We start from the raw sequence: 25,990 nt of genomic DNA, 5'->3' as shown, positions 1-25,990 counted from the left end.
CTCCTGCAGGCTCAATCCGTGAGCCACCAGACGATGTCCATCCACGACATCGCCGAAATCTCGACCGCCGAAAAACCCAGCTCCTTCGCCAGCTGCTTGGCCAGCCGCTTCTGGGATAGCGGGTCAAAGTTCGTCGTCTTGCACCAAGCGAAAATAGCCGGCCTGCAGGCGGGTGTAGTCCTTCAGGGTCAGGCCTTCCAGGTCCTTCACACCGACCTCAGCGAGCGAAGCGAACAGGTTCAGTTCACGTTGCTCGTCATTACCGTTGGTGAGCTGCTGTGCAGCACGAATGTCGCGCACCGTCGGCGCCCGCAAGCTCAGCTTGTCCACCTGCACGCCATTGCACTCGGCGGGCTTGCTCAAGGTGACGATGACGCGGTCGGCATCAACCTGCAGGTAAGCGGGGATTTTCTTGCTCATGGGGTGTTGTCCTTGTCTGAGAATGCGTTAGAGGCCCAGGGCCTGGCGTTGCTGGGCGAGCTGGTCGACGCCATCGATCACGCGCTTCATGCCCAGCGCATCGATCTCGTAGATCAGGCGGCCATCGACTTCGAGCTTGTAGTAGGTGACGGCGACGTTGTGCTTGATCTCGGCCTTGTCGCCCGGCTTCCAGTCGCCCATGTCGACCTCCTTCAGCGCGCCGCGCAGGGTGACGATCACCGGGGTGATCTTGCCCTTGAGGCCCTTGAAGGCGCCGCGGAAGGTGCCGTTGAAGGCGGTGCCGTCGGCCAGGCCGAAGAACTTCAGCGCCTCCCGGCGAATGCCAGTGGTGGTGAAGGCGGCTTCTTGCTTCTCCATGCCCTGCTCCATCTCGATCGGCATATCCATGCCGCCCGGGCGGTGCTCTTCCATCTTCAGGGTGAGCTTGGGCAGGGTCAGGCTGGGCACGTCGCCCTGGAAGCTGACGCCGTCAACGAACAGGTTCAGGTTGGCCAGGGTTTCGGGAATCATCGCCATGGGGTTCGCTCCTTATGCGTTGGCGTCGAGGACTTCGGTCAGCCACTGGTTGGTGACCTCGACACGGAAGTTAGGGTTTTCGGCAGGCGGGACATCGGTGAAGCGGATGTTCCAATACACCTTGCCCTGCTCCAGCTGGCTCGCGGTGTTCAGCTCGGGGTCGGCGAACACCTCGAAGTTGATGATCGCGCCCTGGTTCTTCAGGTCGCGCATGAACGCCTGCAGGCCCTCGGTCACGTCCTTGACATAGGTGGCCGTGATCGAGCGGTCGACGGCCCACTTATGGCCGTAGAGGATCGCGTCCATGACGATGTCCATGGTCCGCACGCGGGTGACGAAGGCCCACTTCGGATCGCTGGACAGCGTGCGGTTGCCCCACAGTCGGTAGCCGTCGTCGCGGATGATCGTGGCGATGTTGGCGTTGTTCAGCAGGTTGGCGCGGCAGGTCTCGTCGCCGTCGAGGAACTCGATCGGTCGCGAGGTGCCGGTGATGCCGACGAACTCTTTGTTCGACGGCGAGGCCCAGAAGCCGTACTCGCGGTCGGTCCAGGCGAACAGGCCGGCGACCCAGGCCGAGCTGGGGGCATTCACCGTCGTGCTTGCGTCGGTGTCCCAGTACTGCACGCCGGGATCGACCAGGAACGCGCGCTTGGCGCCGAACTCGCCGGCATAGGCCGTAGCCGCTTCGTCGGTGGTATTCGGTCCGTCGAGGATGGCGATACCGCGCAGCTTGTCGGCCAGCGCCACCAGGGCGGTACCGACGGCCTGGGTGGCGCTGTGCTTGGGCGCGATCAGCAGCCGTGGCTGTGCGTTGAACCGGCTCTTGCCGTCGAGCAGGGCCTGCAGGCCGGTGCGCTGACCGCCCGCCTTGGTCCCGCCGATGATCGCCGAAGTCTGCTCTGCGGCGTCCTCGACCTTGGCCACGCCGCACGCGAGGATGACCGCCTTGGCGCGGGTGTAGACGGCACGGCAGGCCTTGGTAATCGCCGCGCCCTCGCCGAACGCTGACACCGCCTCGCGCTCGCTGGTGATCAGCACCAGGTCATTGGCCTTGGCCGTGGCGCCTGGACCTTCGGTGAAGGTGTCTACCAGGCCGATGATCGAGGACGACGGCAGCGCAATGTTGCGCGCACCGGTGTCGACGTTCGTTACGGTAACGCCGTGAAAGAAACCGCTCATACACTCTCCAGAAATGAAAAGGCCCCGCGAATGCGAGGCCAGTTAGCAAACAGGTGGGAAACGCGCAGGGGGCGCTATGCAGAGCCGTCAGGTATGGACGGCCAGGCAATCGCGACGGGATAGCCGTCTTGTTGCTCAATGCGGTTCAAGTCGACCCGGTATTGCTTCCATGCAACCAGCGCCTCGGCCTCAGCCTCGGTCGGAGCCCCCAGGTCCGCAGCGTCTTGCAACGGTGCAATACGAAGAGCCGCCACAGCCAACAACTGATCACGCCGAGCCAACGCGGCAACGCGTAGTTCGTCATCGGTCGGCGGCAGCTCTTCAGGCGCGGCCGAGGACACCAGCGACAGTGCGCCGTCCTTGATTGACACGGTGAGCCCGTCGCACATTCCGGCAATCGCTTCTCGATATTGCTCGGTAGTGATCTGGATCGAGTCCGGTAACGGGTCGGAAGAAACCCCGCCATTGGCCGCATATGGCATCAGTAAATTCTCATGTAGTAAGTGACCCCGACGTTTTTCGGTCGGGTTTCATTGCCGATCCGCGGCGTACCGTTAACACCGTCAGTCACGACCGGCGTCTTGGTTGCGTTCACCGCGCCATTGACCCAGATGTCGAACGCCGCACCACCGGAGCCGTTTCCAGTACCTGCGGGTAACGTGAAGCCTTGCAGTTGGTCGGCCTCGACTGTGCCGACAGACCCGGCGCGCAAGAAGCGCCTCTCTGTGTTGATCAGCCTGACGACCGAGTTGTGCAGCAAACTGCCGGGCAAGTTGACGATCGCGTAGGCATCGAGCAGAGGCGCTGACCCGGAAACAACTTCTCCGGTCAGCAGGCTGTCGTTGTAGGAGTCAGCAGCTGTCAGGCGGATGTAGCGATAGGCCTTGCCCTTGGGTGGCGCCAGCCCGCCGCTTGCGCCGTCGAACACGGGGATCGGAACCCCGATGGGCTGGAACGCCCATGGATCGCCGAGGGCAGTGTCAACCTGGGACTTGGTGTAGGCATCGGTGATCCCATAGCCGCCGAGCGTCGTGGCTTTGGCGGCCTTTCCGTTTAGCGCGGTATCGGCCTGGGTCTTGGTGTAGGCGTCGGTGATGCCGTAGCCGCTGAGCGTCGTGGCGGTGGAGGCCTTGCCGTTCAGCGCAGCGTCGACCTGGGTCTTGGTGTAGGCGTCCGCAATTCCGTAGCCGGCCAGGGTCGTCGCCTTGTCGGCCTTGCTGGTTGGCGTGAAGTTGCCGGAGTGCCACAGCTCGCGCGTACTCCCCCACTCGCTAGGCCCCTTGGTCGAACGAACGAAAATCTGCGGCTCTGCGCCTGCGAACTTGAAGCCCAGCTGCGCAGCTTGGGTCTCCACGGTGTAAGGGAAGTGCAGCACCGACACATAGTTAGCAAGCGTCGTCGCGCCCGACGTGTAGGCATGAAAGCCACCAGGCAGTGCAACGTTGTCGATTTCTGACACCGCAGTCGTCTTGCCAGCCAGGCCGTAACTACCGGACTTGATCGCGTCGGTGATGCCGTAACCGTCGAGCGTCGTCGGGTTGGAGCCCACAATCACAACCCCGCGTTCGCTGATCGTGACTTTCGTGTATGTGCCGGCCGGGCGGGTTGCGGGCAGAACTTCGACAATCCGGGTATCGACGTATTCCCGTGTCGCCAGCACGACCGCAGGATCGATCTTGAGCTGAATATTGGCCGTGCTGGTCACAACGATGTTCAGCCGCACTACCTGGGTCTTGCCCGTGCCCTGTGCAAGCAGGGGCTTGAAGCTCGGCGCGCAGTTGGCGACCGCCACCAAATCACCCGCAGCGTCGTACAGACCGATTTCGCGAATCCACCAGCCGCCGACGTCGGGCGGAATGACCTGCTCAGCGATGATGATGCTGGCATTGCCTGGGTCAACCTTGACCTGATTGAGCGCCGCCCGGCGCCGCTCGTTGATCAGCTTGGTTTGCGTACGCGAGGGCACCGGGTCGCCTCCATTGGCATCCCCTACCCCCATCTGCGCGAAGGTCCAGGGCACGCCCAGGGCGTTCGCGTTGGCCTGCTTGGCTTCCCCCACCGCCGTGAGGATCGCGAAAAACTGGCTGTTCTGGTCAGTCATGAGTAAACGTCCAGGTATTCGATTTGATGATCACGGCCGACATGGCCGTAAGTGCCGCTGACCTCAATGTCGCGCGAGGCCGGCGGATAAATGTCGATGCTTTCGCCTTCGACCAGGCTCGCGCCGAGGCGCAGGTAACCAGCGCTGGACAGTGCTATGGCAAGGCCAATGAGCTGCCGGCTGACCGGCTTGGCGTCATCGATCAGGCGCACAAGCTCGTCGTACATTTCTTCAGTGATACCCTGATCGAGCACGCCGACTTGCAGTGCAAAAGTGCCTGGCACGCCTTCGGGGACGCCTTGCCACCACTCGCGAACTTCGATCAGGTAGCCCAGCGGCTCGACCACCCGACGCAGCGCGCCGATCGTGCCCTTGTGCGCATGCACGAAGAACGCGGAGCGGATCACCGACCGCTTGACCGCCTCTGACCAGGTGTCGTCCCAGCGGTCCACCGACCAGGCCCAGGCCAACTGGTACAGCAAGTGCGCCGGGCAGGTGTCAGGGTTGTACAGGGTCCGCAGTGGGATATCGGTCAGCTCGTCCGTGGCGACCTCGACGGCGCGTTCCAGCTGGCTGCTGTTCACGGGGAGCAGGCTTTTCATGTCAGCCACCCCATGCAACGTCGATCCCCTCGCACCACGCCGCCTGTTCCTTGGTAGGGCGGATGTCCGTCCACCCCACCAGCTCCACGCGACTCACACCGTCGATGTGCAACTGCGCATCGATCCCGGACCGCGAGACCTCCAGGCCCAGCCGGCGGCGGGGGTTCACCCAGGCCTGCAGCCGAGCCTTGCATGCCGCCAGGATGGCTTCGTTCTCCGGTCCTGTGCCGGCCTTGTACAGCACGGCCTCGACTCGGTACGGCAAGATCTCGGCGGACTGAACCGTGAGCCGATCGCCCACCGGGCGCACGTCGTCGTCGCTCAGGTGTGCGCTCACGGTCTCAAGCAGCTCCGGCGGGGCCACGCCTCTGCCCTCCAAGTCCAGCACCGTGACTACCACCACAGCCGGGGCCGGGCTTTCGGCTGTCGCGTCCGCCACCCGCCCGGAGGCGTTGCGGGCATGCAGGATGTAGCTGTTGCGAGGGCCTGCGGTGGTCAGCCCCTCATAGACCAGCTGCACGCGTTCACGTAGCGCATCGTCCACCTCGAGGACGCGCTCGACCGGAGGCACTGCATTGAGATCCTCGGCCTGCACCACCAGCCGCTGCAGGTTCACATTGGCGGCCAGCTGGTCCAGGTCAGCGCCGCGGGCATAGGCCAGCATCAGGGCCTTGGCCGCGTCGTTGACCCGCGCCCGGTTCTGCATGCGCCGGTAGGCGCCCAGCTCGAGGAGCTTGGTGATCGGGTCGCTCTCGAGCAGCGCATCCCATTTGTCCCCCATATACTGGCGAAAACGCTGCAACTCCTCGCCGTACACCCCTTCGAAATCAAGGCTCTCCAGCACCTGCGGCGCCGGGAGCTGCGATAGATCCACTGCACTCATGCACTCACCTCCAAGACTGCGCTGTCACCCAGGTACGTGCCGGTCAACTGCAGGTCGATCTTGCCGTCGATGACCGCAAGCACCCGCACCCGCTCCAGCTGCAGCCGCGGTTCCCAACGGCCCAGTGCACGGGCAACCTCGGCCTGCACCGCACTTTTCCAGCCTTCGTTCACCGGCAGGTCGACGTAGCGGCGCAACTGGCAACCGTACTCAGGACGCATCCGGCGACTGCCCACCGTGGTAGTGAGGATGTCCTCGATGGACTGCCGCAGATGCCCCAGGCCGGAGACTGACTGGCCCGTTCGACGATCCATGCCGATCACGGTCAGGCTTCCTTGAAGTCGGACCGGTTGCGCATGTAGGCCAGGCCCACCGCGTCCTCGCCGCTGATCGTGACCTGGCCCCGCACCACCTCAAGCTCCACCCAGTCGGGCAGGATCAACTTGCGGCGGGTGTACTCCTGATCGATGAAGGTCACCGGCCCGTGCGGTACCGGCGCCGCTTCGCTGCCCTCTTCAGGCTCTTTCTGTGTTCTGGCCATGCTTTCCTCCAGGCATGAAAAAGCCCGCACTAGGCGGGCTGTGGTCAGTGTTTGTGGTTTGCCGTGTTGCCGGCGGTGTCGATGATCCTGCCCCCGCCGTTGATGTCGCCCGTGACCATCAGTGTTCCGTTGACCGTGACCGCGCCGGTCAGCGTGATCGTGTCGGCCTGGGCGGTGATGCTCGAGGACTGGGCCGTGATGGCGTCGTCTGTCAGCACTGCCTGGGAGGCTCCAACCTTCACCGTAACCGTGCCGCTGGGCAGCTCGATCGTGTAGCTCTTGGCCTGCCAGTCGTAGACCAGGGAGCCACCGTCGTCGAAACGCCAGACCTCGACATGGTCGCGGTTGTCCGGCGCCGGGCCGGCGTTGCCGTACAGCCCTGGAACGAACGTGCCCTGGGCAGGTTCGCCACTGGGACTGATCAGAGCGCCCTGCTCGTCCAGGCTTGGCGCCCGCCAGTGGCGAGCCTTGCCGGCGGCCTGGCTGTGCCAGCGCACCCAGGCGCTGGTCCAGCCGCTGCCGTCCGACACGCGCACCATCGCGGCGGCCAGGTCGACGGCGACCACTCGGCAGGGGATCACCAGGCAGGCCAGCATCCGGTCGTGCATCGCGGATGCGTAGCTCATGACAGATCCTCCGGGCTGGCGGGCTCAGCGTCGGGGCCGACCTTCAGCACCAGCGAGCCGGGCGGCTGGATTGGCCAGGGCCACTCCTCCTCGCCGAGGTAGATGATCTGCGTCCACTCGACGACCCAGACCGCCATGTTGTCTAACTCGGGGCGACTCCAGTCCCGCTCCGCCCGGACGAACTGTGCGGGCTCGACTTCAATGCCCCAGGTCTGCAGCCGTAGCAGCACGGCCAACTGCGCAGCGATGAACGCCACGACATGCAGATGATCTTCGTCCTCGACGCCAACAATGGGCCGTGCCTCGAAGCGAGCCTCAACCGCCACTTCCCCGGTGCCAGGGTCACGCTCTGCAGCGTCGAACCCCGCGAGCTCGATCACCACCGCCGGCACATCAACGACGGTGAGCATTCCGGGCATCGTGCCCACATAGTGCAGACCCGGTATCGCCTGCGTGATGGCTTCTTCCATCGCCGCGTACACCCTGGCTAGGGGGATTGGATCGTCAGCCATTTCCGACCCTCCGTGTAAGCTTGACCATCTCGAAGTTCAACTCCTGCTCCATCACCACCAGCAGGCGCTGGTGGGCCTTGTTCGTCCATGACTCGAAGTGAGGCCTGACGTCCTCCAGCGAGATCTTGGCCTTGGCCAGGGGGAAGCGACTGTCGTTCTCGGCGATCCAGCCTGAGCTGGCCCCACCTGCCTTGGAGACCTCGCTGTCGGGGTAATCGCTGGGGTCAAAGTGCTTGCTGGCCGTGCGGATCCAGATATCGGCCTTGCTGCCGTACACCTGGCGATAGAACGCACCTTGATAGCGGCGCCCTGCCACAGAGACACCCGCACGGGTCTGCCGTGGCCGCCCCGCACGGCTGGCCTCGATCGGATTGAGACCGAACCACAGCTTGCCCTGGCCATTGCTACCGGCCTTGTAGGCCCGCAGGCGCTGCCGCACGGCCTTGATGGCAATGCGCTCCTGCTGGCCCACCGAGCGGGCAACGCGACCCTGCAGCCAGCGCAGGGTCTTGTTGATGGCTCTGCGCTCCGCTGCGGCGATAGCCTTGGGCACCAGCCCGGCGAACTGCTCGAACCCCTTGACCTGCCGGGGGTTGGCCTGCAGCGTAATCAGGCCTGTGCTGCCGGACTGCTTGTAATAGCTGCCAACGCTCATTTCACCTCCCGCAGGGCAAAGTTGATCCAGCCGCTCCCATCCGGCTCGCGCTTGGCGATGACGTACCGTCCACCGCCATCTGCCGGGGCGAGATCACACACCAGGTGCAGCCCCTCCCTGATGCCATTGGCCTGGGCTACGCGCACCGAGAACACGGGCTGCCGCAAGCCGGTGTTGATCGTACCGACCCGTGGTTGCTGCCACGGTACCGACATGAACCCTTGCACCGGCTCAGCGAAGCCCTCGATCTCGACCTCGTCGCCCAACTCCTCGAGCAGGGATTCGTCCATATCCGATATCGCCGCACGGAAGGACATAATCAGTCACCTTCTTCCAGCTCGTCTTTCGGCAACTGCCCACGACGTGCGATCTTGCCTTCGCCCACCAGAGTCTCGGCAACCTCCTTGCTCGGCGGGGCATAAACCTCACCCGAGCAAATCACCTTGTTGCCGTCCTGCAAGCACCCATCGACGACCACGTACTCGATTTTCGCGGCCATGTCACACCACCTTGGCGAAGAGGAAAGCGTTCGGCTCCAGCAGGCCAGCCAGCGGTGCGGCCTGAACCTTCAGCCAGCGCTGGCTCGGCTCTTGGGTGACCCAGCTTTTGGGGAAGCGGGCCGCTTCGACCATGCCGCTCTCGATGGCCTCCATATCCTGAATCGCCGCATAGAGCATCGCGTTGCGCGTCCCGGTGGACCCCAGGATCAAGCCGCCGGCAGGTACCAGGGGCTTCTCGCCGTCCTCGCCGTCCGCCAGATACCACTCGTCATAGGCGTAGAGATCAACGCCTGGGTCATTGAGGTAGCCCAAGTAGGTCACCCCATCCGGCAGCAGCTCGGGCTTGATGATGCCGAGGTCGACACGACGGTTGTTCAGTTGCTTGAGCACCGTATCGTTGCTGTGGAAAGCGTCTTGAGCCTCAGCGCTCAACACCGCTATGTTTGCTGAACGGCCCGAGTCCTTGGCGATCAGGCGTCGCCACTGACGCATGTTGGCGATCGGATCGGAGTCGCTGGTGTTCCAGCGACCGGTGGCCAGCGTGACCTTGTGCGTGTCCTCCATGCGGAAGTCGATGGTGTCATCCACACCGTCGCCGACAACACGAATGCGCCCGGTGGTCAGCGCTTGGGCGCACATCCACTCTTCCCGACGGGTGATCTCGCTGTCGAGTTCAAGCAAATCCCGGCCGAGCCGCTCGCCTGCACGCTCAAGTGGCGTGCGGGTCGAGAACGGGGTCTCACCCGCACCACGCTTCAAGATCAGCTCGGCACGGGTAACGCGCTTTGGCTGAATGTAGGGCGGCTTGTAGGTCGAAGAGCTGATCCCGCCACGCTGCGAGACACTGCCTGGCAGGGTGGGGTGAACGAACGGTGCCATTTTGCGTTGTCCCTTCACGATGTCGATCGTCACCGTTTCGGTACCAAAAGTCTCGGGGGCGCCGGCATTGAAGAAGGTGTCCATCAGGAAGCGACGCGGCGTCGGCATCTGCTCGATGGCTTCCATCATGGTCAGGGTGTCAAAGATATCCATTGGAGCTCCGTTATCGAATGAAGATGCTGAGAGGACGCAGAGCGGCCTTTGCGGCAGCGAGGGTCAGCCCTTCGCCAAAGGTGAGTTGGCTGCCCAGCACCTGGCCGGTCAGGCGGATCGGCGTGCTCTTGGCACCGTCGGTGGTGTCGACGTCCTGGTCGAGGATCGCGCAGGGCGCCTGCGAGCCGTCCTCGGCCGCCGCCTTGCACAGCACGTACTCATGACTGGCCGTGATCTGGCCCAGCACCGCGCCAGCGGTCAGCTTCTGGCCGGCGGCGATCAGGCCGGTATCCATCACGATGGGGAAGTCGCCCGCCGAGAGCTGGCTCGGCAGGTAGGAACTGCAGGTAGGGTTTGGCATTGGAACCTCCTAGTTAGCGGCGCGTGGCGCCTGCAACGATTGCGTTGACGGCGGCCTTGCGCTCACCCTCCTTGCCGCCGGCTGGTGGGGCGGTACCGGTAACGCCTTGGGCGTCGCTCTTGATACCGGCCAGCGAGATACCGCGATCCTGCGAAGCCTTGAGCAGCGACAGGGCGGTGGCCTCCACCGAACTGCCATCGTCGATGGCAGCGCCGATCTCCTTCTCGAAACCTTTCACCGCCAGCGCGTTGATGCCCTTGATGCGGTCACGTTCGGCCGTGGTGGCCTCGGTACGGATCGCCGTGGTGTCCACCTGCTCGGCCTGGGCGATCTCGATGGTGTTGGGGTCAGTGCCCGCCGCAATCGCGGTGCGCAGTTCTGCCGTGGTCTTGACGGTGGTCATGGTGTGTATCCTTGGGGGGGTGATGGCCGGCTTGGCCAGTTCGGTGATCAGGGATTCCAGCGAGCCCGTGCGGTGGGCCAGGCCGTGCTTGACGGCGTCCGCACCGACGCGGATGCCGCCGTGATCGCCCATCTCGGGCACCTTCTCGGCAGCCACGCCGAGGTTGCGAGCAACCTTGCTCACGAAGACTTCGGCCATTGCGTCGATGGTCTCGCCCACCTTGGCGCGCCCTTCTTCGGTACCAAGGTCGGGGCGCTTGTTCGGCGCGTTGCGGCTGACAATCTGATAGCGGGCTCGCCCGGCCTTCTTGTCGTCCTCGACTACAGCCTCGACGACAACGCCAATGCTGCCGGCCAGGCTGGTCTCATCGACGACGATTTCGCCAGCCGCCGAGGCGATCCAATAGGCCGCGCTCGCGCCCATCCCACCGATGTACGCCACGATGCGCTTGCGGGCACGGCCTGCGTAGATCATCTCGGCCAGCTCGTTGATGCCCGAGGCGACGCCACCAGGGCTGTCGATGTTCAGCACGATGGACTTGACCTTGGGGTCGTCCAGGGCACGCTGAATGTCGGTCGCCAGGACCTGGGTGCTGGTGGCACCGCTGATCTCGGTGAACAGGTTTGCGTAGCGGAAGATCGGCCCGGTGACTGGCACCACCGCCACGTTGCCGCGCATCGTGACGCGGCGGCTCTCTTCCAGCCGCTCGCCGCGCTTGGTCGCCAGCGCCACCGGATCGCCCATGCGGTCGGAGATGGTCAGCAGGTTGTCCAAGGCGTCGGGCATCATCAGCCAGGGCTGCGAGGCAGCCAGCTCAAGTGCTCGAGGCATTTCTAGTCCTCTTTGGGTTCGGGGTCTGGCGGGTTTTCAAGGCCACCCTTGGGCAAGGCCTGCATGCTGTGCTGCCGCCGGTAGGCGACTTCGCGGGTTCGCTGCCGGATCACCTGCTGCCAGGGCTCGCCGGTCATGGCCGCGGTCTCCAGCGTCTCGTTGCTGACGCCGATCTCGATGCGCTTGCCGGCGGCGTTGGCCTCCTTCAGCTCGTCGATCGCGCCGCGCGCCGGGCCAATCCAGAGCGCCTGGCAATACGCTTTGCGCTTGGCGGGCTCGCTGTACCCGGGCAGGTTGATCAGCCCCCTGGCCACGGCTTCGTCGATAATCAGCTCGCGGCTTGGCTGGCAGAAGTCACAGGCCAGCCACCAGCGGCGCAGGCTGTAGAAGCGCCAGGCCTGGAGCATGGCGGCACGGGCGGCGCTGTAGCTGCTGCTGTAGTGCAACAGCAGCTCCTCCAGCGGCAGCTCCAGCGCGGCACCGATCTCCTTCACCACCGCGGTGAAGAACGGGTCGAACTGAGCGTTGGGCCGGCCGGGGTTGGCCACCATCGGCTCTTCACCCACACCGAGGTCGACAATGGCCCCCTCGCCCAGCGCGAGCACACCGTCGGAGGTGTCATCGCCGCCGGGCTTCTCTTCGCTGAGTGCCGACATCGGCAGGTTGCCGGGGTTGAAGCCTTCGCTCTTCTTGATGAAGACGGTGAACATCGCCGAGATCACCGCCGCCATCAGCTCGGCGCTGCTGTAGCGCTCCAGCTTCTGCAGCGGCTCCAGCACCGGAGACAGGTACGGTGCCCCGCGCTTCTGTCCGGGCCGCTCTTTGTCAGCCATGACATGCAGCACACGGCGCCGCCCGGTCTCGGCGCCGAACACCGGCAACCGCTCCCACTGCAGCGTCTTGCCCTGCAGGTGCTCGCCGGGGTAACCGGTGCACACGTGATAAGCCACCGGCGCGCCCAGGCCGTCGAACTCGACACCCTCTACCAGGTCGACCCGGTCTAGGCCGCTGTTGGGGTTGCCGACACGGTCAGACTCGATCAACTGCAACCGCGTACTGAAGAGGCAGCCGGGCCGCTCCTGGTCTGGGCTGGCGACGAACACATCACCCGCCACCATCGACGACACCAACACCAGCGCCTGGAGCTGATAGTGGTTGAGCGTCGCTTCTGCGTCACACTCACGCGGGTCATCGGCATACAAGGACCACAACCGATCCAGCTGGCCATTGAGCTGCTCGGCTTCTTCTTCGGTGATACCCAGCGCTTCATGATCAACCTGCGCCCGGCAGACCAGCCCCGTTCCCACCACGTTGGTGCGCAGCCGCGTGATCGCCGCGCGGGCCACCAGGTGGTTGCGCATGGCATCGCGGGAACGCGCCACCAGCGTGCGGCGCTCGCTCTGATTGAAGTCGCGCCGGGGGCTGCCGAGACCAGGCAGCCAGCTGGCCATGCTTCGAAGTACCCGCGACGCTCCGCGCCAGCGGGTTTCAACCCCACCGCCGCCGCCCTGCGCTGAGATCTGCTGGTCATCGACCGATGCCCTGGCCACCCGAATGGCTTCGGCCATCAATTGCTCGGCAGCCGATTCCCGTTTGCTGAACGGCCACATGGTCAAATCCCCGCGTACGAAACGCGGTTGCGGCCACGGCCCAAGAGAGCGGCCTGCTCTCGGGCGACCTCGTCGGCGTACTGCTTTTCCAGCATCCGTAGACTGCTGAGTTCGGCCAGCTGGACCTCGCGATCCTGCCGGCGCAGCCGCTGGCCATTCTTCAGGACGCGCGAGATCGCCGCCCGGACCTCGTCGAGGCGTTTTTGTGCTTCAGTCATGGTGACCTCGGTTATTGGACGCGGCTCCGCGTGCCCCGGCCGCGCGTGACAGCCCGGCGAGGAACCGGCGCCACCGCCTGTTCAGTTGTGAAGAGGGTGGGCTGCAGCAGCTGCTGCTCCAGCTGGTCCCATTCGTGATCACGCAGCAGGTGCGTCTTGAGGCTGCGAGCCGCATGCAAGGCGTACACCTCGCAATCCAGCGCCTCGTTGCGCCGGCCGGCTTTCTTTTGCCAGACCATCTTGCTGGGGTTGCGTGGGTGCGGAGCCAGGACCTCGTTGGTTACCTGCTCGTAGTAGTCCGAGCGGATCTCGCTGTACCAGTGCATGCGCCCTGGTCCCGAACCTTTAAGCTTCATCCGGCCATCGATCAGCGTCTTGGCCTTGTGGGTGCCGACGATGAACACCCGCAGGCCATACTTCGAGGCCTTGGTGTTGTCCTGGCTGGTGTCCGCCGACTGGGCCGGCTTGGTGAAGATCTCCCGATCCCGGCTGTCGATGGAGGCGCCCTTGATCGCCATGATGTTGAAGCGTTGGCGATCCCGAACGTAGGTGTACACCGCGTCGCTAGTGTTACCGTCAGAGCTGTCGATGCTCACCGCCGACACGGCGATCTGGGCGCCGCTGTCGGTCGGGATCGGCGTGGCGATCATCTTGTCCAGCTCGGTCCACACCGGGTCGTGGGGATCGATAGGGTTGCCGGGGAGCTCGCCCCAGTACAACCGCCAGGACTCCTCCCCGCGTCCCCAGCCCGTGAACAGCACCGCGAGGCGATCGCCCTGGACGTCAACACCGACCGTCACCAGCAGCACACCCTTTGGCGCAGTGAGTTCGGCATAAGGCTCGGCGCGCTTCTCCAGCTCGTCGGTCTTGGGCGCGTCGCTCTTGTACTCGTAGCTTTCACCCATAGAGCTGTTGGTGAAGGCGATCATCGGGCCGATGTTGCCCTGCCGCTGGGCGTACTCGGCCTGCAGCTTCTTCTCCATCAGCACTTCGAAACGAGAGCCGGGGAACGTGGCATACAGCTCGTTGATGATGTAGCCGGCAATACCGCGGAACTCGGCCGTCGCCTCCCAGCGGCAGCGAGGGTCACCCAGGTTGGCGTTCTTCTGGTGGTCATCCCAGATCTCGCCGCAGTGTGGGCAAGCGTAATACGCCGTCTCCGGACGGCGCTTGCCGTACACCTCATGGAAGTAGTGCTCGTCCTCGTCGCAGTGCAAATGCTCGAAGCTCGGCGTATGCAACTGTCCGCATCCATGGCAGGGGATCAGGCCCACGCGCTTGTCTGAAAGCTCAAGCTCGGCATCGATCGCCGACAGGCCCTTGATGGTGGGGGTGCCGCCGATGATGATCTTCGATCGCAAGAACGTCTTCAGACGCTCCTTGGCGAGCTTGATGCTGTCCCCTTGCCCCCGCAGGTTCAGGTTGCAGTCGTCGGGCTCCTCGATCGCGACCCGTGGTACCGGCGTCGATTTCACACTGGCCGGGCTGTTGGAGCCGACCATCTTCAGGAACCCGCCCGGAAACCGCTTGAAGTCCTGCCGCTGCTGCAGCTTGCGGCTGCGCAGGTCGACCTTTTTACGCAGGCGCTTGGTGGCCTGGATCATCGGCTCGAGCTTCTCGGCGACGTACTGCTTGGCCGCTTCGGCTTTGGGGAACAGCACCAGGATGGGTGACGGATCGAGATCTATCCACTTGCCCAGGGCGTTGCCCAGCACGCCCGAGGTCCAGGCCACCTGAGCCGACTTGCGCGCCACAATTTCGGTGACGTTTGGATCGTCCAGCGCCTCGAGCGGGCCACCCGGCCAGATCAGGTGCGGCGTTTTGTCGAACCGGTATTTACCTGGTGCTGCCGACTCTTCGGGAGCCAGCCAGCGGAACCGGTCAGCCCATTCGATGATGGACATGCGTGGCGGCGGCGCCCACTTGCGGCAGACGCGGCGCATCGCCTTAGTCGCCGTCTTCTTCAGAGCCCTCCTCGTCGTCTGGCTCGTCAGGATCCCCGGCGAGATCGTCGTCCTCGTCATACGCGGACAACCTCCTCAGTATGGATTCGATGGGATCGCGGATCAGCTGGTTGTCCACCGGCACGCCGTACTTGGCGGTCAGCGTCATCGCCAGCTCATCAGGGAAGGTGTTCAGCAACTCGATCTTGGCGGCGGTGATCACCGCCTCGAAGCGCTCGACCATTTCGGCCTCGACCACCACCTCGCCCAGCTCCCTAGCGAGCGCGATCTCTTCGCGGTCGCCGCGCAGCCTGTCAAGCCGGTCCCGTGAGGATTCCTTCTTGCCGTTCAACGAGGCCTGGCGCATCAGCCATTCGATCACCGCCTGGGTGTCGTACTGGTTTTCGTTGCCGCGCCCCACGCCGAACTCGTTCACCGGCATGCCTTCGTTCTGCCACCGGCTCAATGTGCGCTCGTCGCGTCCCACGATCTCGCTGAGTTCAAGCTTGCTGACTGTCCTTCCCATCGCTAAGTCCTTGAAAAGACGGACATCCCTGCCAGATTCTCAGCTGCAGGGAAACCGCGAGTCTGCGCACCCGTGTAGGGGGCGGCCCAGGGGGAGGACCCAGAAAAGCAGCCCCCACCCCCTGCCCTCGGCCGGGTCACTGGCCTGCCTCGGTACCAGCTGGCGGCACCTGCGCCAGGCCCAGCCGCTTGGCGGCCCAGCGCTCGTAGAGGTTGATCGCCACATCGGCGCCGGCCATCGCGGTCAAGCAACCGACCGCCGCCGACGCCCACACCGAAACCCCGAGGGCGTACAGCAGCATGTTGGTCGACAACCCGCAGGTGACACAGGCCCCCGAACGCAAGGCCAACCGGCGAACCAGCCCCCACCCGCGAGCACCCGCCTTATCCGCTCGCCACATCTCACCCGATACACCGCCCACCAGGGACAGCACGATCACCATCCAGACCGGCAGCTCGGCTAAGGCTTGTTGCTCGCTGTTCATCCCTTCCCCCAAATGCAAAAACCCCGGCGCCAAGGCCGGGGTTTCTGGTGTATGGCGGGCTGCTTTGTGCGCCCGCACGTCTCGAAGATGGGTACTTTTTACAGGTCGAGTTTCCTGGCAGCAAGCAAGTTTTAATGCCACCCCCCAATAAGTAGTAAATGTCTGGTGAATGTCTGGGGAATACATCCGCCCGGCTTTCTTTCGCTTTAGTGAAGTCCCAAGAGTCCCAAACTGTTCGCAAGTGGTGGGACTAGCTGAGGCCTTTAAAATCAAGGGCTGTCCCACCGTCCAACTGTTTTAACCCTTTCTCACGTATAAAGGAGGAATTACTAGCACGCTGCGCGCAACGCGCGCGTAACGCTATGCATGTGCCCTATGTGTGCGCCTGCGGGTGGAAGGTGGGACAGCGGGACAGCCCGCCAACTCAGCGGCCTTGACTTGGCCAGCCCGCTCGAAGGGAGGCGGGACAAGGGAGGGACGGCGGGACCAAACAACGCGGATCATGCAGCCTTCTTCCCTTTCAGCAGCCCCTGGATAGCCACATGGGCCTGGTGGAGGCGGTCATAGTACGTCTTTCTACTGCATCTGCAATAAGCCATCTTCTGCTCGAGGAAGCTGTCATGGTTGCAGTAGTGCTCCCTGACGATGACGTACAGCTGGGGCTCTAGGTGCTTGTTCACAATGATTTCAATGTCTGCCGACTCGTCCAGCAGCACCCTGCTACCTCGAGTGCCACGGATCAACTCCCCCTGGCAGTCCATCAACAGGCCCAGCATGCTGCCGCCTCCTGAACCATGACCGCGAAGATCCGGGGTGTGCAGCTCCTGCGCCCACAGCTTCAGCATCTCATCGATGTGCTTGATCAAAAGCACTCCTCCCTTGCCGTCACCACAGACTGCTCCAGCGGGCTGGGCGTGCCCCACCCCTTCGGCTTCTGATAGGCCCAGGGGCGCACCCCGCTTTTCTGCAGCGCCGGCATCCGCCGCCGACGCCAACCCAGCCGGTGCATGATGGCACCGACCCGCATCTGCTCGGGTTTCCCCCAATGGCCGAAGTCCAGATTCAAAGCGTCCTTCAGCAACTCACTCCCCGTGACCGTTTCGCCGACCTGGGACTTCTCCAGCCAGTCGAGGATCGGTCCCTCCCACTCATCAACGACAAAACGCTCCTCTTGCTCACGCGTGAACAGCTCTTCCTCTTCGCGCGCCACCCACCATATATCACCCGCCAAGTAGCAGAAGACCGCCTCCGCCCACAACTGGTCCCTTACACGTCGCAGCGTCTCGAGGTCGACCTTGGTACACGCCACCGGCCAATAGCGCCGGTTCCCCGTGGCGTCCTTGAGGTACTCGTCCTGGTTGGTCGTACCCACGAAAACACACTGGCGTGGCACATCGCTCGTTCTGCGGCCATAGCTTTCGCGATAAGTGTCGATGGAGGCCGAGAAGAACTGCTTGGCCTTGGTGCTCTCTGCTTTATTGAAACTGTCCAGCTCGCCCAACTCGACGATCCACTTGCCCCGGATCGCCTGGAAGGCATCCTTGTCACCCAGCGTGAAAGGTGTGTCCATGAACCACTCACCGCCTAGCACACTCATGGCGGTGGACTTGCCTGCGCCCTGTGCCCCTTCAAGGATCAAGACGTTGTCGGCCTTGCAGCCAGCCTTCATGACCCGCGCAACAGCCGAAATCATCCAGCGCTTACCGACCTTGGCGCTGTAGTCGTTCTGGGCCACACCGAGCACCTTGTGCAGCCACACCTCCAACCGCGGCGTACGGTCCCATTCCAGCTTGGCCAGGTACTCGCGCACCGGGTGGAAAGCGTTATCGTGAGCCACAACGCTGACCGCCTCGACAACGTGCGTCGCCTTGACGCGAAGGTTGTACTGCTGGGCCAGCCATTTCATCACGCGGGTATCATCAATATCGCCCCACTCCCCCGGCTCACCACCATAGGGCGCGGCCCGTAGCTTGACGATCTTGGAGCTGAATGAGCTGTATCCGATCACCCCGGCCCAGCGCTCGTCGTTGCTCAGAATAAGCTCGACGTTTTGCATGTGAGCGATGAGCGCGCCGCTCTCAGTACGCGCCAGCATGTCTTTCCAACCGCCAGTGGCCGGGGGCTTGATCACCGCCATCACCTGACGCCGAACAGCCTCCAGACCTTCAGCGCAGTGCAGGTCGTTGAAGTCGGTCCACTTCACCTCACGCTCAATGGAAAAGATTGGGGCGACCACCTGGCCGCCCACTACCACCGCCGCATTGTTGGCCTTTTCCTCACCAGGGTTCCAAGGCTCGCCGCTGGGCCGCGAGGTCTTCCAGTCATCGTCGCGGCAAATGATGATTGGCCGTCCAGGGAAGCGCTCACGCATGTGCTTGGCCACCGGCAGCAGGTTGCCTGCATCGAAGGCGATGGCCACCGCCTGGGAGGTCGCCATATGCAGGCTAGCGCCGGTAGCGTACCCCTCGCACACCAGCACTGGCTCGCCGGGCTCAGGGTGGCCGCCAATCATGTGGAAGGCACCCTCCTTCGCCATGCCATGAGGCCAGTAGGACTTGTCGCGACCTGTGCTCTCCTGGACCGCAGGATAGATCACCTGCAGGCCGACGATCGTATCCTGGGCGTTCTGCATGGGGATAAGCACGGCGCCCGACTTCGGCGCGTAACGCACCCCGAACCCGACCACCTGCTTGCGATCGAGGTAGAAGCTTCGCCCCTTGTCCGGCATACGCTTGAACATGCCCGATGCCCGGTTGGCCGCGCGGCGGGCTGCATTCGCAGAAATCTCGGCGGCACGTCGCTTGGCGTCGGCCTGCCGCGCGCGCATCACCTCACGCTCTTCAGCGGACAGCCCGCGCCCGTCAGTCTTCACCTTTTGAGTTTCGCCGTGGCGCCAGTCACCGAAACTACCAAATATGAGCGTTTGCCCCTTCTCGGTCTGGTGTTCATGCAAGACGTACCAGCCGTTCTTTTCCTTGCCCTTGTCATCCTGGGTGCGGCAGCGGGTCAGCTTACCGAAGACCAGGGGTTGCACAGGCTGCAGGCCGTAGTCGTGCAACTGGTCAAGAACCTTATCGAGCATACCGAGCCCCCCTGCCCTCATGAGTCTGCTGGCACTCGATGCAACGCATGCAGCCCCTCTCTGCCACCCTCCTGGCTTCGGGGATTGGCTCGTCACAAACAACGCAGTCCACCAGGGACTCAGGAAGCACCTGCGCTCTACGTTTCGCCGCAGCCGCAAGTGCTGTGTCGTTATGCCACTGGGCTTGATCATTCGCCCGGTCGATTACATCACCCACGGCGCGCCCCCCGAGTGGTCTGGTTGACGTACTCGGCCCGACGGTACATACCGAGCAAACCCTGAATACCTCGGAAGACCTGGTGCTGGATCTCGGCCAGCTCTTTATCGTCGACTTTTCCATCGCCAATGCTACGAGCCCAAGTCTCGGACAAATTGGCGACCTGCCGGAAGAACTCGGCGAGACCCATGGTCAGCGTCTCGGGGATATCGTGGGTGTAGGCGTCCGACAGCTCCTGCCAGATGGTGTCGCCAACCAGTGCATGCACCGAGTCGAGGATGCGTGGATCCTTCGTCAGCTCAAGGATCTCGCTAAACTCTTGAACGTTCACGGTATGGGTAGGATGGGTGGGAGAAAGCTTGTGCTGGAGGGTCGTGGCGTTGCGGCCGGTAGTGGCAGCGATAGCAGCAGCGCCACCCGGATAATCCCGCACGGAATGGTAGAGGGCGAGTTCGAGGGGCAACACTTCGCGCTTGGCGCGCTCGGTGCAGCTCATTGCAGTTCGGCTCATGGCGTTTGTCCTTGTCGGTAGCCAGTGCCTGCGGCGAGTCGTGGTGAGACCATCGCCGCACAGCTTATGAGAGGGCAATGCCAGCCAGCCAAAAGGCCGGATCGGCTCCATGCCGGGGCGCCACTCCATTGACCGCCCCAGGCGAAACAACCGCCTCCCGTGGTGAAGGAGGCGCCGCCCCAGCTCCATGCCAGGCCGGTGCAATCAAAGCGCGCGGACAAATGGTGTGCCCGCCCACTTGTCATGCAGCCCGGCAGCATCGTGGTGCTGCTACCGGGCAAAGGAGGCGACTAGTCGCCTCCCTTTCGGCACCTGGCATTACCCCAGAAAGGCTGCCAGTGCCGGCGACGAGCGGTGGTGTTACACTCGCCGCATGGCTTGAGAGGGCCATATTGCTGCCCTATCTGTGGTGGAGAAGGCAGCAAACCCAGGCTTTCGTGCCTGGGCTCCGCGAACAAGGCAAGTGGATACGTGGTGTGCCCGCCCAACTTGAACGCGGCCCGGTAGCACTGTGGTGGTACTACCGGGGGAAACAGGGCGACCTTTGGGTCGCCTTTTTTCTATTCAGCCGCTAGGCCGCTCGGGGCTCATCCAGTTCAGGCGGGAAGACATCATCCAATGCACACTTCGCCCCCAGATCATTCAAAGCTGCCGTTATCGCGCGGCATTCGCTCAGCCCTGGCATGCGATTACCAGACTCATAGTTACTGACTCGGGTCTGGGTCCATCCCAATCGAGCAATCAGCTCCCTTTGCTTAATACCCGCACCCTTTCTCAGTTCCGCAATTCGATTCATGAAGAACACTCCGGTTGACTCGCCTCAAAAGATAACACGAGACGTGGTTTTCACAACACGGTTAGTGCAAAAAAACCATTTCAGTACGTGTTAAACATCAGGGATGAACACACTCGCACAGCGCATCAAACAGTTTCGCAAAGCCAAACACCTGACCCAGCAGGCGCTTGCCATTGCCTGTGGCTGGGAATCGCAATCGCGCGTTGGCAACTACGAGCGCGGGATTCGGGAGCCTAACCTGGCCGACATAGAGAGAATGGCAACCGCACTCGGCGTCACCCTAGGCGACCTGCTGGAAGGCACTGAGGAGTCCAGTACAGCCCCCAGCACCAACATTTCTTTTGCAAGACGGGCCTTGGAGGGCGCGGTGCCAGTAGTGGGTTACGCACAACTCGGAGTGAATGGTTACTTCGAAGCCCTGGATTTTCCGGCGGGGCATGGTGATGGCTATCTGAATATCCATAGCGATGACCCTAAGGCGTACGGCCTCAAGGTGACCGGGGACAGCATGCACCCCAGGATCAAGAACGGTGAATATGTGCTGGTAGAACCCAGCAAGGCCTACTTCAGCGGTGACGAGGTAATGGTCCGAACTACGAATGGCCGCACCATGATCAAGGAGTTCATCTACCTACGCGACGGGATGTATCGTTTCGATAGCGTCAATGCCGAACACGCCCCGATCCACATCGTAGAGGACGAGATCGAACACATTCACCTAGTGGGCGGCATCCTAAAATCATCACGGTTTATGCACACCACCAAAAAATAAAACGAATCGTGTTGACACAGTAAAGCACATTGCGTGATATTTGCCCCACTCTTCCACCACAGAGTGAGGCAACACCATGCACACCACTGCATCGTTATACGTCCACCCGGCCGCGGCATCCACAGACCTCATATTTAAGGTCCGGCGTCTGGCCAGACAGCACGGCTGCGCGTTCTCCACCACCAAGCACCGAGCCACCACACATAGCACCCGCCCACTGCCCCCTGACGACGGGGGGCGCGCGGCATGAGCTATGCACTCAGTCATAACGCCTTTGCTTGCCTGAAGGCCCAGACCAATCTCTCCGGCCACTTCACCCACATCCTTAACGATGAGTCGAGCGGCACGCGCGCCAAGGCAACACTTCAGACCGAGGTTTACCTCGACAAGGTGACCGTGGTCATCCGCATGGGGCCGACAGTGAATACCCTGACGCTGCAGGCAAACAGCCTCCCCAGCGCGAGGACCATCGCGCGGCATCTTGAGGCCATTGCCAACGGTGAGCTGGACTCCGCCGAGATGTCCCCCGCCGAGCAACTGCTCGCTGATGTCGCCTAGGAGGCGCCCATGGAACGCAACCTGGCACAGACCGCGAAACTGTTCGGGATCACCCGCAATGAGCTGATCCGCCTCATGCGCGAGCAGGATCTGCTGGACCAAAAGAACCTGCCCCGCTACCCCACGCGAGACCGCTACTACCTGCGGAAAAAGGAGGGCTGCTGGTTCCATCCGGTATCTGGCATGCAATACAGCGAGTCCACCCGCGTGAAGCAGGCCGGGATCCCCTGGCTTACAGAGCGGCTCCAGCTGCAGCTTCCGACACCACCGGAAGACAAACGCTATGCGGCCTAGGCAGTACGCGGCCCAGATCCTACAGCTCAAGACCCGCGAGGAGCGCAATGCCGCGCTCCTGCAGGTTCCTGAAGATTGGCGCGACCTGGTACGCAAGCACTGCGAAACCACCTGGCACCATCCGTCACGCCACAAGCTCAGGGAGAGCCCGAAGCCTGATGAGCAATACAGACCAACTAGCGCTGCGCCTGCCGCACGCACCTGATGCAACGACTATAGAGCTGCTGTACCGCACCTTCGGCGATGTTCTCATCCCGCTCGACAAAGTGCGCATGCAGTACTTCCGCAACCTCAACGAAGACACCTTTTCCGAGCAACTGAAGGTCGGCCGGATCTGCCTGCCAGTGACCACGCTGGACAACAGCCAAAAGGCATTGAAGTTCGCCCACATCCGCCATGTTGCCGCCCTGATCGACAGCAGGGCCTACCAGGCGGACGAAAAGCAGTCTCGGCAGACCGAGCAAGAAAAGCAGTAACCATACGACCAGGGCCGCCACCACCGGCCCGCATACCACAAGGAGCAAGCCCCATGACCACCCAACAGGTCATCGCCCTAATCGTCATCAGCGCATTTGTCATTGGACTGTTCGCTTACGCTTACTGGTTTGGCCGCAATGAAGGGCGAATTCAAGGCCAGGTAGCAAGTGATCGCGAACACAAGGAGACCATCCGGCAGCTCAAGGAGTCCCTGGAGCTCCTGCGCAACGACCACCGCCATCTAGCAGAGCACGCCAACCGGCTCAAGGATGCTAGCTCCCTGCAGGAGCACCTCTCCCACGTACTTGTCGAGATCGGGGAAGCACTGCGCATTGCCGCAGAGACCTGGGCCGCATTCAAAACTGGCAAGATGCTCGAGCGCGACGGGCGTCGTTTGCGCCTGGAGGCCCTCAATCTCACCCACTTGCTGAAGCCCGCCGAGCAGGAGGCCGGAGCATGAACCAGGCCCACCACCACCCCGGCTTGCTCTTTGAATCCGCGCCCTGCACCGCACATACCCGCGCCATCGCACCGGGACAAACACCGATCCAGACCTCGGAGGAAAGCGGGCGCGCGCGCGATCAGCTGAACGCTACCCGCCCCCCCGCTTTGCTCCGTGAAGCTGCAGGCGTCGACCCGCAAGAAACAAAGAGCCTCTGCTGCGCAGCAGCAGGCATTATTCCCACCCTCAACGCCCACTCCAACTCGCATGCACCCCATGACAGGCTGCGCCAGGCAGCGCCCGCCGATGCAACGCTGATCGCTTCAGATCGCCCGCCCGCGCAGCTTGTTAAGGGGTATACGCTCCTCCCCCTCTATAAACCCAGCTCAAAAGCGCAGGCCGTCTGCGACTGCATCGCCAACACCATTCATTCGACGTTGGCGGGGAATGCCGCAGGCACCTTCAGCACCGTCGAAGAAATGGTCCTGAACATCTCAGGCGCTTTGCTGCTGAGCGGGATCCTGAGCCCTGAGTACGCGCACCAAGAACCCGCCGCAGATGGCTGCCAAGCGTCCGACCTTGAACACGACTCCGTCGCTTGGCTCGGCCGTGCCGGACTCTATCGCACACGATTCGAAGCAGTGCAGAACGGCGAACAGATGGTGACCCCGGTTTCCGGCTGCGAGTTGTACAAGTTCGCGCAACTCCACAGCCCCAATGAACGTTGTCCCAAAATGGTGGGGCCTCATGAATGAGCTGGCTCTTTTCGCGGGCGCTGGTGGAGGAATACTCGCCGGCCACCTGCTCGGATGGCGCACGGTGTGCGCAGTTGAGCGTGATGCCTACGCCGCACAGGTTCTGGCGCAAAGACAAACCGATGGATTACTCCCGCCTTTCCCAATTTGGTCTGACGTGCGCAGCTTTGACGGTCGACGCTGGAGAGGAATTGTTGACGTCGTTTCTGGAGGCTTTCCGTGCCAGGACATATCAGGCGCCGGACCCGGCACCGGTATCGAAGGAGCGCGCTCCGGACTCTGGAAAGAAATGGCTCGAATCATCGGTGAGGTATTGCCGAGCGACGTCTACCTGGAAAACTCACCAATGCTTGTGGGCCGAGGACTTGCACTGGTCCTCGGCGAGCTTGCCGAAATGGGGTATGACGCGGAGTGGTGTGTTGTTTCAGCGGCAGATCTCGGAGCGCCCCATAGGCGGGACCGCATCTGGCTCCTCGCCAGGAGATCGGACACGAATCTGGCCCACTCCAGTAGCCAGCATGTCCAAGGGCTCCTCCCCCAAAGCACTTACCCGCAGATCGGGAGCCGATCGCTCCAACGATCGCCTGGACCACGCAGTGATGGCCCTGCACGGTGGCCATCTGAACCCGACATGGGTCGAGTGGCTGATGGGGTGGCCTTCAGGATGGACCGACTTAAAGCCCTTGGAAATGGGCAGGTTCCGCGCGTGGCAGCAACAGCATTCCACGGTTTGCATTCAGGTCAGTGGTGAGGCGACAGCATGAAAGAAACCAACTCCGCAATCATCTCCAACGCGTTCATCAATCCCGTGAAGTACCTCGGAGAACTACTGACGGACGATGAGGTGGCCAGTATTACCGGCTACCAGACGCCCTCAAGGCAGATCCAGTGGCTCGCTTCAAACGGGTGGCAGCACGTTCTCAATGGCGCCAGACGCCCCGTCGTGGGACGTCTCTATGCCCGCCTCAAGCTGGCCGGACTGAAACCTTCCGAATCAACTGCCGTGACCGAAACATGGACGTTTGATCTGACCCGAGTGAACTGACGCATGCGCTTGAAAAAACCGCGTAACCGGGACCTGCCGCCGCGCATGCTGCGGCGGGTCCGCACACTGAAGTCCGGAAAACAATGGGTCGGATACTACTACGACGGGCGCGATGAAAATGGCAAACGCGTCGAGATCCCGCTCGGCACTGACCTGGACGTAGCCAAAATTGAGTGGGCCAAACTTGATCGCAAGGCCGTGCCGAAGATCACTCGCCTTCTTGGTGATGTCTTCAACCGGTACGAGAGGGATGTAGTCCCCGGAAAGATGCCGCGGACGCAGAAAGACAACCTGCTGTCACTGAAGCAACTCCGGGCTGCCTTCGGGGAGGCGCCAATCGATGCCTTAACCCCTCAGATCATTGCCCAGTATCGAGATAAGCGCTCGGGTAAGGTCAGGGCCAACCGTGAAATTTCCCTCCTGTCGCACATTTACAACATGGCGCGGGAATGGGGGATCACGGAAAGGGAAAACCCAGCTGCTGGCGTGCGCAAGAACAAGGAGCGACCGCGCGACTTTTATGCAGGACCGGAAATATGGAATGCCGTGTACGCATGCGCTGCGAGCGAGTTGCGCGATGCAATGGACTTGGCCTACTTAACTGGCCAACGCCCGGCAGATGTCCTCTCAATGCGAGCCTCAGATTGCGATGACGACTACCTCCAAGTCGCACAGCGCAAGACGTCCAAGAAGCTGCGCATTGAGCTCCGCTCTGGGGACGTGGTAAACCATCTTGGCCTGCTTGTAGAGCGGCTGCTTTTGCAGCGGATTGAGCGCAATGTCCGTAGCCCGCATCTGGTCACCACTGAAAGCGGCAAAACCGTCACCGCTTCAATGCTTCGACTTCGCTTCGACGATGCCCGAAAGGCCGCAGCCTCGGAAGCGCGTGCCGCAGACGACCAGGTTCTAGCGGAGCAGATTCGTCAGTTCCAATTCAGGGATATTCGCCCCAAGGCAGCAAGTGAAATTGGCGACTTGGGACATGCAAGCCGCCTCCTAGGTCACACTGACAAACGTATCACAGAAACGGTATATCGCCGAGTTGGCGAGGTCGTGAAACCAACCCGCTAGAGCCGA

General features: G+C 62.7%; 36 protein-coding genes. 9 read left to right on the top strand and 27 right to left on the bottom strand.

Annotated features, from left to right (window positions below):
* Positions 1–123: 123 nt before the first annotated feature.
* The 27 genes from LU688_RS11285 to LU688_RS11155 all read right to left on the bottom strand — a co-directional run bounded on the left by LU688_RS11285 (position 124) and on the right by LU688_RS11155 (position 20,570).
* On the bottom strand, positions 124–420 hold the full coding sequence (locus tag LU688_RS11285) for a phage tail assembly protein (RefSeq protein WP_232888072.1): 297 nt from the start codon (positions 418–420) through the stop codon (positions 124–126).
* Positions 421–447: 27 nt separating this feature from the next.
* Positions 448–957: a phage major tail tube protein gene (locus LU688_RS11280; protein ID WP_232888073.1), complete on the bottom strand. Its 510-nt coding sequence runs from the start codon at positions 955–957 to the stop codon at positions 448–450.
* Between the two features lie 12 nt (positions 958–969).
* Positions 970–2,136 carry a phage tail sheath subtilisin-like domain-containing protein gene (locus LU688_RS11275; protein ID WP_232888074.1) on the bottom strand — a complete coding sequence of 389 codons (1,167 nt, stop codon included), beginning with the start codon at positions 2,134–2,136 and terminating at the stop codon, positions 970–972.
* Between the two features lie 74 nt (positions 2,137–2,210).
* Positions 2,211–2,618 carry a tail fiber assembly protein gene (locus tag LU688_RS11270; RefSeq protein ID WP_232888075.1) on the bottom strand — a complete coding sequence of 136 codons (408 nt, stop codon included), beginning with the start codon at positions 2,616–2,618 and terminating at the stop codon, positions 2,211–2,213.
* Entirely contained in the window at positions 2,618–4,237 is a 1,620-nt protein-coding gene (locus tag LU688_RS11265) for a phage tail protein (RefSeq protein WP_232888076.1), read from the bottom strand. Before LU688_RS11265 ends, LU688_RS11270 begins: the two co-directional genes overlap by 1 nt.
* A complete protein-coding gene (locus tag LU688_RS11260; RefSeq protein WP_232888077.1) occupies positions 4,234–4,839 on the bottom strand; it encodes a phage tail protein I in 606 nt (201 codons plus the stop codon). The genes LU688_RS11265 and LU688_RS11260 overlap by 4 nt, the downstream gene beginning before the upstream one ends.
* 1 nt (position 4,840) lies before the next feature.
* Complete coding sequence (locus tag LU688_RS11255) at positions 4,841–5,722, bottom strand: baseplate assembly protein (protein WP_232888078.1); 882 nt, start codon at positions 5,720–5,722, stop codon at positions 4,841–4,843.
* Positions 5,719–6,045, bottom strand: coding sequence for a GPW/gp25 family protein (locus tag LU688_RS11250; protein ID WP_197865800.1), 327 nt, complete (start codon positions 6,043–6,045; stop codon positions 5,719–5,721). Before LU688_RS11250 ends, LU688_RS11255 begins: the two co-directional genes overlap by 4 nt.
* Before the next feature lie 2 nt (positions 6,046–6,047).
* Positions 6,048–6,263 carry a hypothetical protein gene (locus LU688_RS11245; protein ID WP_232888079.1) on the bottom strand — a complete coding sequence of 72 codons (216 nt, stop codon included), beginning with the start codon at positions 6,261–6,263 and terminating at the stop codon, positions 6,048–6,050.
* 44 nt (positions 6,264–6,307) lie between these two features.
* Positions 6,308–6,889 carry a phage baseplate assembly protein V gene (locus LU688_RS11240; protein WP_232888080.1) on the bottom strand — a complete coding sequence of 194 codons (582 nt, stop codon included), beginning with the start codon at positions 6,887–6,889 and terminating at the stop codon, positions 6,308–6,310.
* On the bottom strand, positions 6,886–7,401 hold the full coding sequence (locus tag LU688_RS11235; protein WP_232888081.1) for a hypothetical protein: 516 nt from the start codon (positions 7,399–7,401) through the stop codon (positions 6,886–6,888). The genes LU688_RS11240 and LU688_RS11235 overlap by 4 nt, the downstream gene beginning before the upstream one ends.
* Positions 7,394–8,056, bottom strand: a complete 663-nt coding sequence (locus tag LU688_RS11230) for a hypothetical protein (protein WP_232888082.1) — start codon at positions 8,054–8,056, stop codon at positions 7,394–7,396. The genes LU688_RS11235 and LU688_RS11230 overlap by 8 nt, the downstream gene beginning before the upstream one ends.
* Entirely contained in the window at positions 8,053–8,373 is a 321-nt protein-coding gene (locus LU688_RS11225; RefSeq protein WP_232888083.1) for a head-tail joining protein, read from the bottom strand. The genes LU688_RS11230 and LU688_RS11225 overlap by 4 nt, the downstream gene beginning before the upstream one ends.
* Before the next feature lie 2 nt (positions 8,374–8,375).
* The gene (locus LU688_RS11220) at positions 8,376–8,555 is read right to left on the bottom strand and encodes a hypothetical protein (protein WP_232888084.1); all 180 of its coding nucleotides are present in this window, start codon (positions 8,553–8,555) and stop codon (positions 8,376–8,378) included.
* 1 nt (position 8,556) lies between these two features.
* Positions 8,557–9,588 carry a major capsid protein gene (locus LU688_RS11215; protein ID WP_232888085.1) on the bottom strand — a complete coding sequence of 344 codons (1,032 nt, stop codon included), beginning with the start codon at positions 9,586–9,588 and terminating at the stop codon, positions 8,557–8,559.
* 10 nt (positions 9,589–9,598) lie between these two features.
* The gene (locus LU688_RS11210) at positions 9,599–9,949 is read right to left on the bottom strand and encodes a head decoration protein (protein WP_232888086.1); all 351 of its coding nucleotides are present in this window, start codon (positions 9,947–9,949) and stop codon (positions 9,599–9,601) included.
* A 13-nt stretch (positions 9,950–9,962) separates the two neighbouring features.
* Entirely contained in the window at positions 9,963–11,183 is a 1,221-nt protein-coding gene (locus tag LU688_RS11205) for a S49 family peptidase (protein ID WP_232888087.1), read from the bottom strand.
* Between the two features lie 2 nt (positions 11,184–11,185).
* Positions 11,186–12,793, bottom strand: a complete 1,608-nt coding sequence (locus tag LU688_RS11200) for a phage portal protein (protein WP_232888088.1) — start codon at positions 12,791–12,793, stop codon at positions 11,186–11,188.
* Between the two features lie 2 nt (positions 12,794–12,795).
* Positions 12,796–13,011 carry a hypothetical protein gene (locus LU688_RS11195; protein ID WP_232888089.1) on the bottom strand — a complete coding sequence of 72 codons (216 nt, stop codon included), beginning with the start codon at positions 13,009–13,011 and terminating at the stop codon, positions 12,796–12,798.
* Between the two features lie 11 nt (positions 13,012–13,022).
* On the bottom strand, positions 13,023–14,954 hold the full coding sequence (locus tag LU688_RS11190; protein WP_353511531.1) for a phage terminase large subunit family protein: 1,932 nt from the start codon (positions 14,952–14,954) through the stop codon (positions 13,023–13,025).
* Between the two features lie 4 nt (positions 14,955–14,958).
* Positions 14,959–15,480: a DUF1441 family protein gene (locus tag LU688_RS11185; RefSeq protein WP_232888090.1), complete on the bottom strand. Its 522-nt coding sequence runs from the start codon at positions 15,478–15,480 to the stop codon at positions 14,959–14,961.
* Positions 15,481–15,616: 136 nt separating this feature from the next.
* Positions 15,617–15,964: a phage holin family protein gene (locus LU688_RS11180; RefSeq protein ID WP_084941496.1), complete on the bottom strand. Its 348-nt coding sequence runs from the start codon at positions 15,962–15,964 to the stop codon at positions 15,617–15,619.
* 500 nt (positions 15,965–16,464) lie between these two features.
* Positions 16,465–16,830, bottom strand: a complete 366-nt coding sequence (locus LU688_RS11175) for a PA0613 family protein (RefSeq protein WP_186713657.1) — start codon at positions 16,828–16,830, stop codon at positions 16,465–16,467.
* Complete coding sequence (locus LU688_RS11170) at positions 16,827–19,046, bottom strand: virulence-associated E family protein (protein ID WP_232887962.1); 2,220 nt, start codon at positions 19,044–19,046, stop codon at positions 16,827–16,829. The genes LU688_RS11175 and LU688_RS11170 overlap by 4 nt, the downstream gene beginning before the upstream one ends.
* Complete coding sequence (locus LU688_RS11165; protein WP_289678359.1) at positions 19,036–19,158, bottom strand: TraR/DksA C4-type zinc finger protein; 123 nt, start codon at positions 19,156–19,158, stop codon at positions 19,036–19,038. The genes LU688_RS11170 and LU688_RS11165 overlap by 11 nt, the downstream gene beginning before the upstream one ends.
* Before the next feature lie 97 nt (positions 19,159–19,255).
* Complete coding sequence (locus LU688_RS11160) at positions 19,256–19,774, bottom strand: phage regulatory CII family protein (protein ID WP_084941400.1); 519 nt, start codon at positions 19,772–19,774, stop codon at positions 19,256–19,258.
* Positions 19,775–20,345: 571 nt separating this feature from the next.
* A complete protein-coding gene (locus LU688_RS11155) occupies positions 20,346–20,570 on the bottom strand; it encodes a helix-turn-helix domain-containing protein (protein ID WP_232887964.1) in 225 nt (74 codons plus the stop codon).
* 103 nt (positions 20,571–20,673) lie between these two features.
* On the opposite strand from LU688_RS11155, the gene LU688_RS11150 reads away from it, so the two are divergent.
* From LU688_RS11150 to LU688_RS11110, 9 genes are all read left to right on the top strand, one after another.
* Positions 20,674–21,342 (top strand): XRE family transcriptional regulator, encoded by a 669-nt coding sequence (locus tag LU688_RS11150; protein ID WP_232887965.1) that lies wholly within the window; start codon positions 20,674–20,676, stop codon positions 21,340–21,342.
* Between the two features lie 246 nt (positions 21,343–21,588).
* The gene (locus LU688_RS11145; protein WP_232887966.1) at positions 21,589–21,900 is read left to right on the top strand and encodes a hypothetical protein; all 312 of its coding nucleotides are present in this window, start codon (positions 21,589–21,591) and stop codon (positions 21,898–21,900) included.
* 9 nt (positions 21,901–21,909) lie between these two features.
* A complete protein-coding gene (locus LU688_RS11140) occupies positions 21,910–22,194 on the top strand; it encodes a phage antirepressor KilAC domain-containing protein (RefSeq protein ID WP_232887967.1) in 285 nt (94 codons plus the stop codon).
* 158 nt (positions 22,195–22,352) lie between these two features.
* Positions 22,353–22,670, top strand: coding sequence for a pyocin activator PrtN family protein (locus LU688_RS11135; protein ID WP_232887968.1), 318 nt, complete (start codon positions 22,353–22,355; stop codon positions 22,668–22,670).
* A gap of 53 nt (positions 22,671–22,723) precedes the next feature.
* A complete protein-coding gene (locus LU688_RS11130) occupies positions 22,724–23,131 on the top strand; it encodes a hypothetical protein (protein ID WP_232887969.1) in 408 nt (135 codons plus the stop codon).
* Positions 23,128–23,868 carry a hypothetical protein gene (locus LU688_RS11125; RefSeq protein WP_232887970.1) on the top strand — a complete coding sequence of 247 codons (741 nt, stop codon included), beginning with the start codon at positions 23,128–23,130 and terminating at the stop codon, positions 23,866–23,868. Before LU688_RS11130 ends, LU688_RS11125 begins: the two co-directional genes overlap by 4 nt.
* The gene (locus LU688_RS11120; protein WP_353511532.1) at positions 23,831–24,619 is read left to right on the top strand and encodes a DNA cytosine methyltransferase; all 789 of its coding nucleotides are present in this window, start codon (positions 23,831–23,833) and stop codon (positions 24,617–24,619) included. The genes LU688_RS11125 and LU688_RS11120 overlap by 38 nt, the downstream gene beginning before the upstream one ends.
* Before the next feature lie 9 nt (positions 24,620–24,628).
* Positions 24,629–24,913 (top strand): DUF4224 domain-containing protein, encoded by a 285-nt coding sequence (locus LU688_RS11115; protein WP_269152081.1) that lies wholly within the window; start codon positions 24,629–24,631, stop codon positions 24,911–24,913.
* A 3-nt stretch (positions 24,914–24,916) separates the two neighbouring features.
* Positions 24,917–25,984, top strand: coding sequence for a tyrosine-type recombinase/integrase (locus tag LU688_RS11110; protein WP_232887972.1), 1,068 nt, complete (start codon positions 24,917–24,919; stop codon positions 25,982–25,984).
* The last annotated feature ends 6 nt before the right edge of the window (positions 25,985–25,990 follow it).

The organism is Pseudomonas soli, assembly GCF_021283165.2.
Lineage (GTDB): Bacteria > Pseudomonadota > Gammaproteobacteria > Pseudomonadales > Pseudomonadaceae > Aquipseudomonas > Aquipseudomonas soli.
The sequence above is the reverse complement of the archived record's forward strand: the minus strand, read 5'-3'. Positions and strand labels throughout refer to the sequence as shown.

What these genes read in the sequence shown, in the direction of transcription:
- LU688_RS11285 (WP_232888072.1), bottom strand. Translation starts at nt 420, where the DNA reads ATGAGCAAGAAAATCCCCGCTTACCTGCAGGTTGATGCCGACCGCGTC.
- LU688_RS11280 (WP_232888073.1), bottom strand. Translation starts at nt 957, where the DNA reads ATGGCGATGATTCCCGAAACCCTGGCCAACCTGAACCTGTTCGTTGAC.
- LU688_RS11275 (WP_232888074.1), bottom strand. Translation starts at nt 2,136, where the DNA reads ATGAGCGGTTTCTTTCACGGCGTTACCGTAACGAACGTCGACACCGGT.
- LU688_RS11270 (WP_232888075.1), bottom strand. Translation starts at nt 2,618, where the DNA reads ATGCCATATGCGGCCAATGGCGGGGTTTCTTCCGACCCGTTACCGGAC.
- LU688_RS11265 (WP_232888076.1), bottom strand. Translation starts at nt 4,237, where the DNA reads ATGACTGACCAGAACAGCCAGTTTTTCGCGATCCTCACGGCGGTGGGG.
- LU688_RS11260 (WP_232888077.1), bottom strand. Translation starts at nt 4,839, where the DNA reads ATGAAAAGCCTGCTCCCCGTGAACAGCAGCCAGCTGGAACGCGCCGTC.
- LU688_RS11255 (WP_232888078.1), bottom strand. Translation starts at nt 5,722, where the DNA reads ATGAGTGCAGTGGATCTATCGCAGCTCCCGGCGCCGCAGGTGCTGGAG.
- LU688_RS11245 (WP_232888079.1), bottom strand. Translation starts at nt 6,263, where the DNA reads ATGGCCAGAACACAGAAAGAGCCTGAAGAGGGCAGCGAAGCGGCGCCG.
- LU688_RS11240 (WP_232888080.1), bottom strand. Translation starts at nt 6,889, where the DNA reads ATGAGCTACGCATCCGCGATGCACGACCGGATGCTGGCCTGCCTGGTG.
- LU688_RS11235 (WP_232888081.1), bottom strand. Translation starts at nt 7,401, where the DNA reads ATGGCTGACGATCCAATCCCCCTAGCCAGGGTGTACGCGGCGATGGAA.
- LU688_RS11230 (WP_232888082.1), bottom strand. Translation starts at nt 8,056, where the DNA reads ATGAGCGTTGGCAGCTATTACAAGCAGTCCGGCAGCACAGGCCTGATT.
- LU688_RS11225 (WP_232888083.1), bottom strand. Translation starts at nt 8,373, where the DNA reads ATGTCCTTCCGTGCGGCGATATCGGATATGGACGAATCCCTGCTCGAG.
- LU688_RS11220 (WP_232888084.1), bottom strand. Translation starts at nt 8,555, where the DNA reads ATGGCCGCGAAAATCGAGTACGTGGTCGTCGATGGGTGCTTGCAGGAC.
- LU688_RS11215 (WP_232888085.1), bottom strand. Translation starts at nt 9,588, where the DNA reads ATGGATATCTTTGACACCCTGACCATGATGGAAGCCATCGAGCAGATG.
- LU688_RS11210 (WP_232888086.1), bottom strand. Translation starts at nt 9,949, where the DNA reads ATGCCAAACCCTACCTGCAGTTCCTACCTGCCGAGCCAGCTCTCGGCG.
- LU688_RS11205 (WP_232888087.1), bottom strand. Translation starts at nt 11,183, where the DNA reads ATGCCTCGAGCACTTGAGCTGGCTGCCTCGCAGCCCTGGCTGATGATG.
- LU688_RS11200 (WP_232888088.1), bottom strand. Translation starts at nt 12,793, where the DNA reads ATGTGGCCGTTCAGCAAACGGGAATCGGCTGCCGAGCAATTGATGGCC.
- LU688_RS11195 (WP_232888089.1), bottom strand. Translation starts at nt 13,011, where the DNA reads ATGACTGAAGCACAAAAACGCCTCGACGAGGTCCGGGCGGCGATCTCG.
- LU688_RS11190 (WP_353511531.1), bottom strand. Translation starts at nt 14,954, where the DNA reads ATGCGCCGCGTCTGCCGCAAGTGGGCGCCGCCGCCACGCATGTCCATC.
- LU688_RS11185 (WP_232888090.1), bottom strand. Translation starts at nt 15,480, where the DNA reads ATGGGAAGGACAGTCAGCAAGCTTGAACTCAGCGAGATCGTGGGACGC.
- LU688_RS11180 (WP_084941496.1), bottom strand. Translation starts at nt 15,964, where the DNA reads ATGAACAGCGAGCAACAAGCCTTAGCCGAGCTGCCGGTCTGGATGGTG.
- LU688_RS11170 (WP_232887962.1), bottom strand. Translation starts at nt 19,046, where the DNA reads ATGCTCGATAAGGTTCTTGACCAGTTGCACGACTACGGCCTGCAGCCT.
- LU688_RS11160 (WP_084941400.1), bottom strand. Translation starts at nt 19,774, where the DNA reads ATGAGCCGAACTGCAATGAGCTGCACCGAGCGCGCCAAGCGCGAAGTG.
- LU688_RS11155 (WP_232887964.1), bottom strand. Translation starts at nt 20,570, where the DNA reads ATGAATCGAATTGCGGAACTGAGAAAGGGTGCGGGTATTAAGCAAAGG.
- LU688_RS11150 (WP_232887965.1), top strand. Translation starts at nt 20,674, where the DNA reads ATGAACACACTCGCACAGCGCATCAAACAGTTTCGCAAAGCCAAACAC.
- LU688_RS11145 (WP_232887966.1), top strand. Translation starts at nt 21,589, where the DNA reads ATGAGCTATGCACTCAGTCATAACGCCTTTGCTTGCCTGAAGGCCCAG.
- LU688_RS11140 (WP_232887967.1), top strand. Translation starts at nt 21,910, where the DNA reads ATGGAACGCAACCTGGCACAGACCGCGAAACTGTTCGGGATCACCCGC.
- LU688_RS11135 (WP_232887968.1), top strand. Translation starts at nt 22,353, where the DNA reads ATGAGCAATACAGACCAACTAGCGCTGCGCCTGCCGCACGCACCTGAT.
- LU688_RS11130 (WP_232887969.1), top strand. Translation starts at nt 22,724, where the DNA reads ATGACCACCCAACAGGTCATCGCCCTAATCGTCATCAGCGCATTTGTC.
- LU688_RS11125 (WP_232887970.1), top strand. Translation starts at nt 23,128, where the DNA reads ATGAACCAGGCCCACCACCACCCCGGCTTGCTCTTTGAATCCGCGCCC.
- LU688_RS11120 (WP_353511532.1), top strand. Translation starts at nt 23,831, where the DNA reads ATGAACGTTGTCCCAAAATGGTGGGGCCTCATGAATGAGCTGGCTCTT.
- LU688_RS11115 (WP_269152081.1), top strand. Translation starts at nt 24,629, where the DNA reads ATGAAAGAAACCAACTCCGCAATCATCTCCAACGCGTTCATCAATCCC.
- LU688_RS11110 (WP_232887972.1), top strand. Translation starts at nt 24,917, where the DNA reads ATGCGCTTGAAAAAACCGCGTAACCGGGACCTGCCGCCGCGCATGCTG.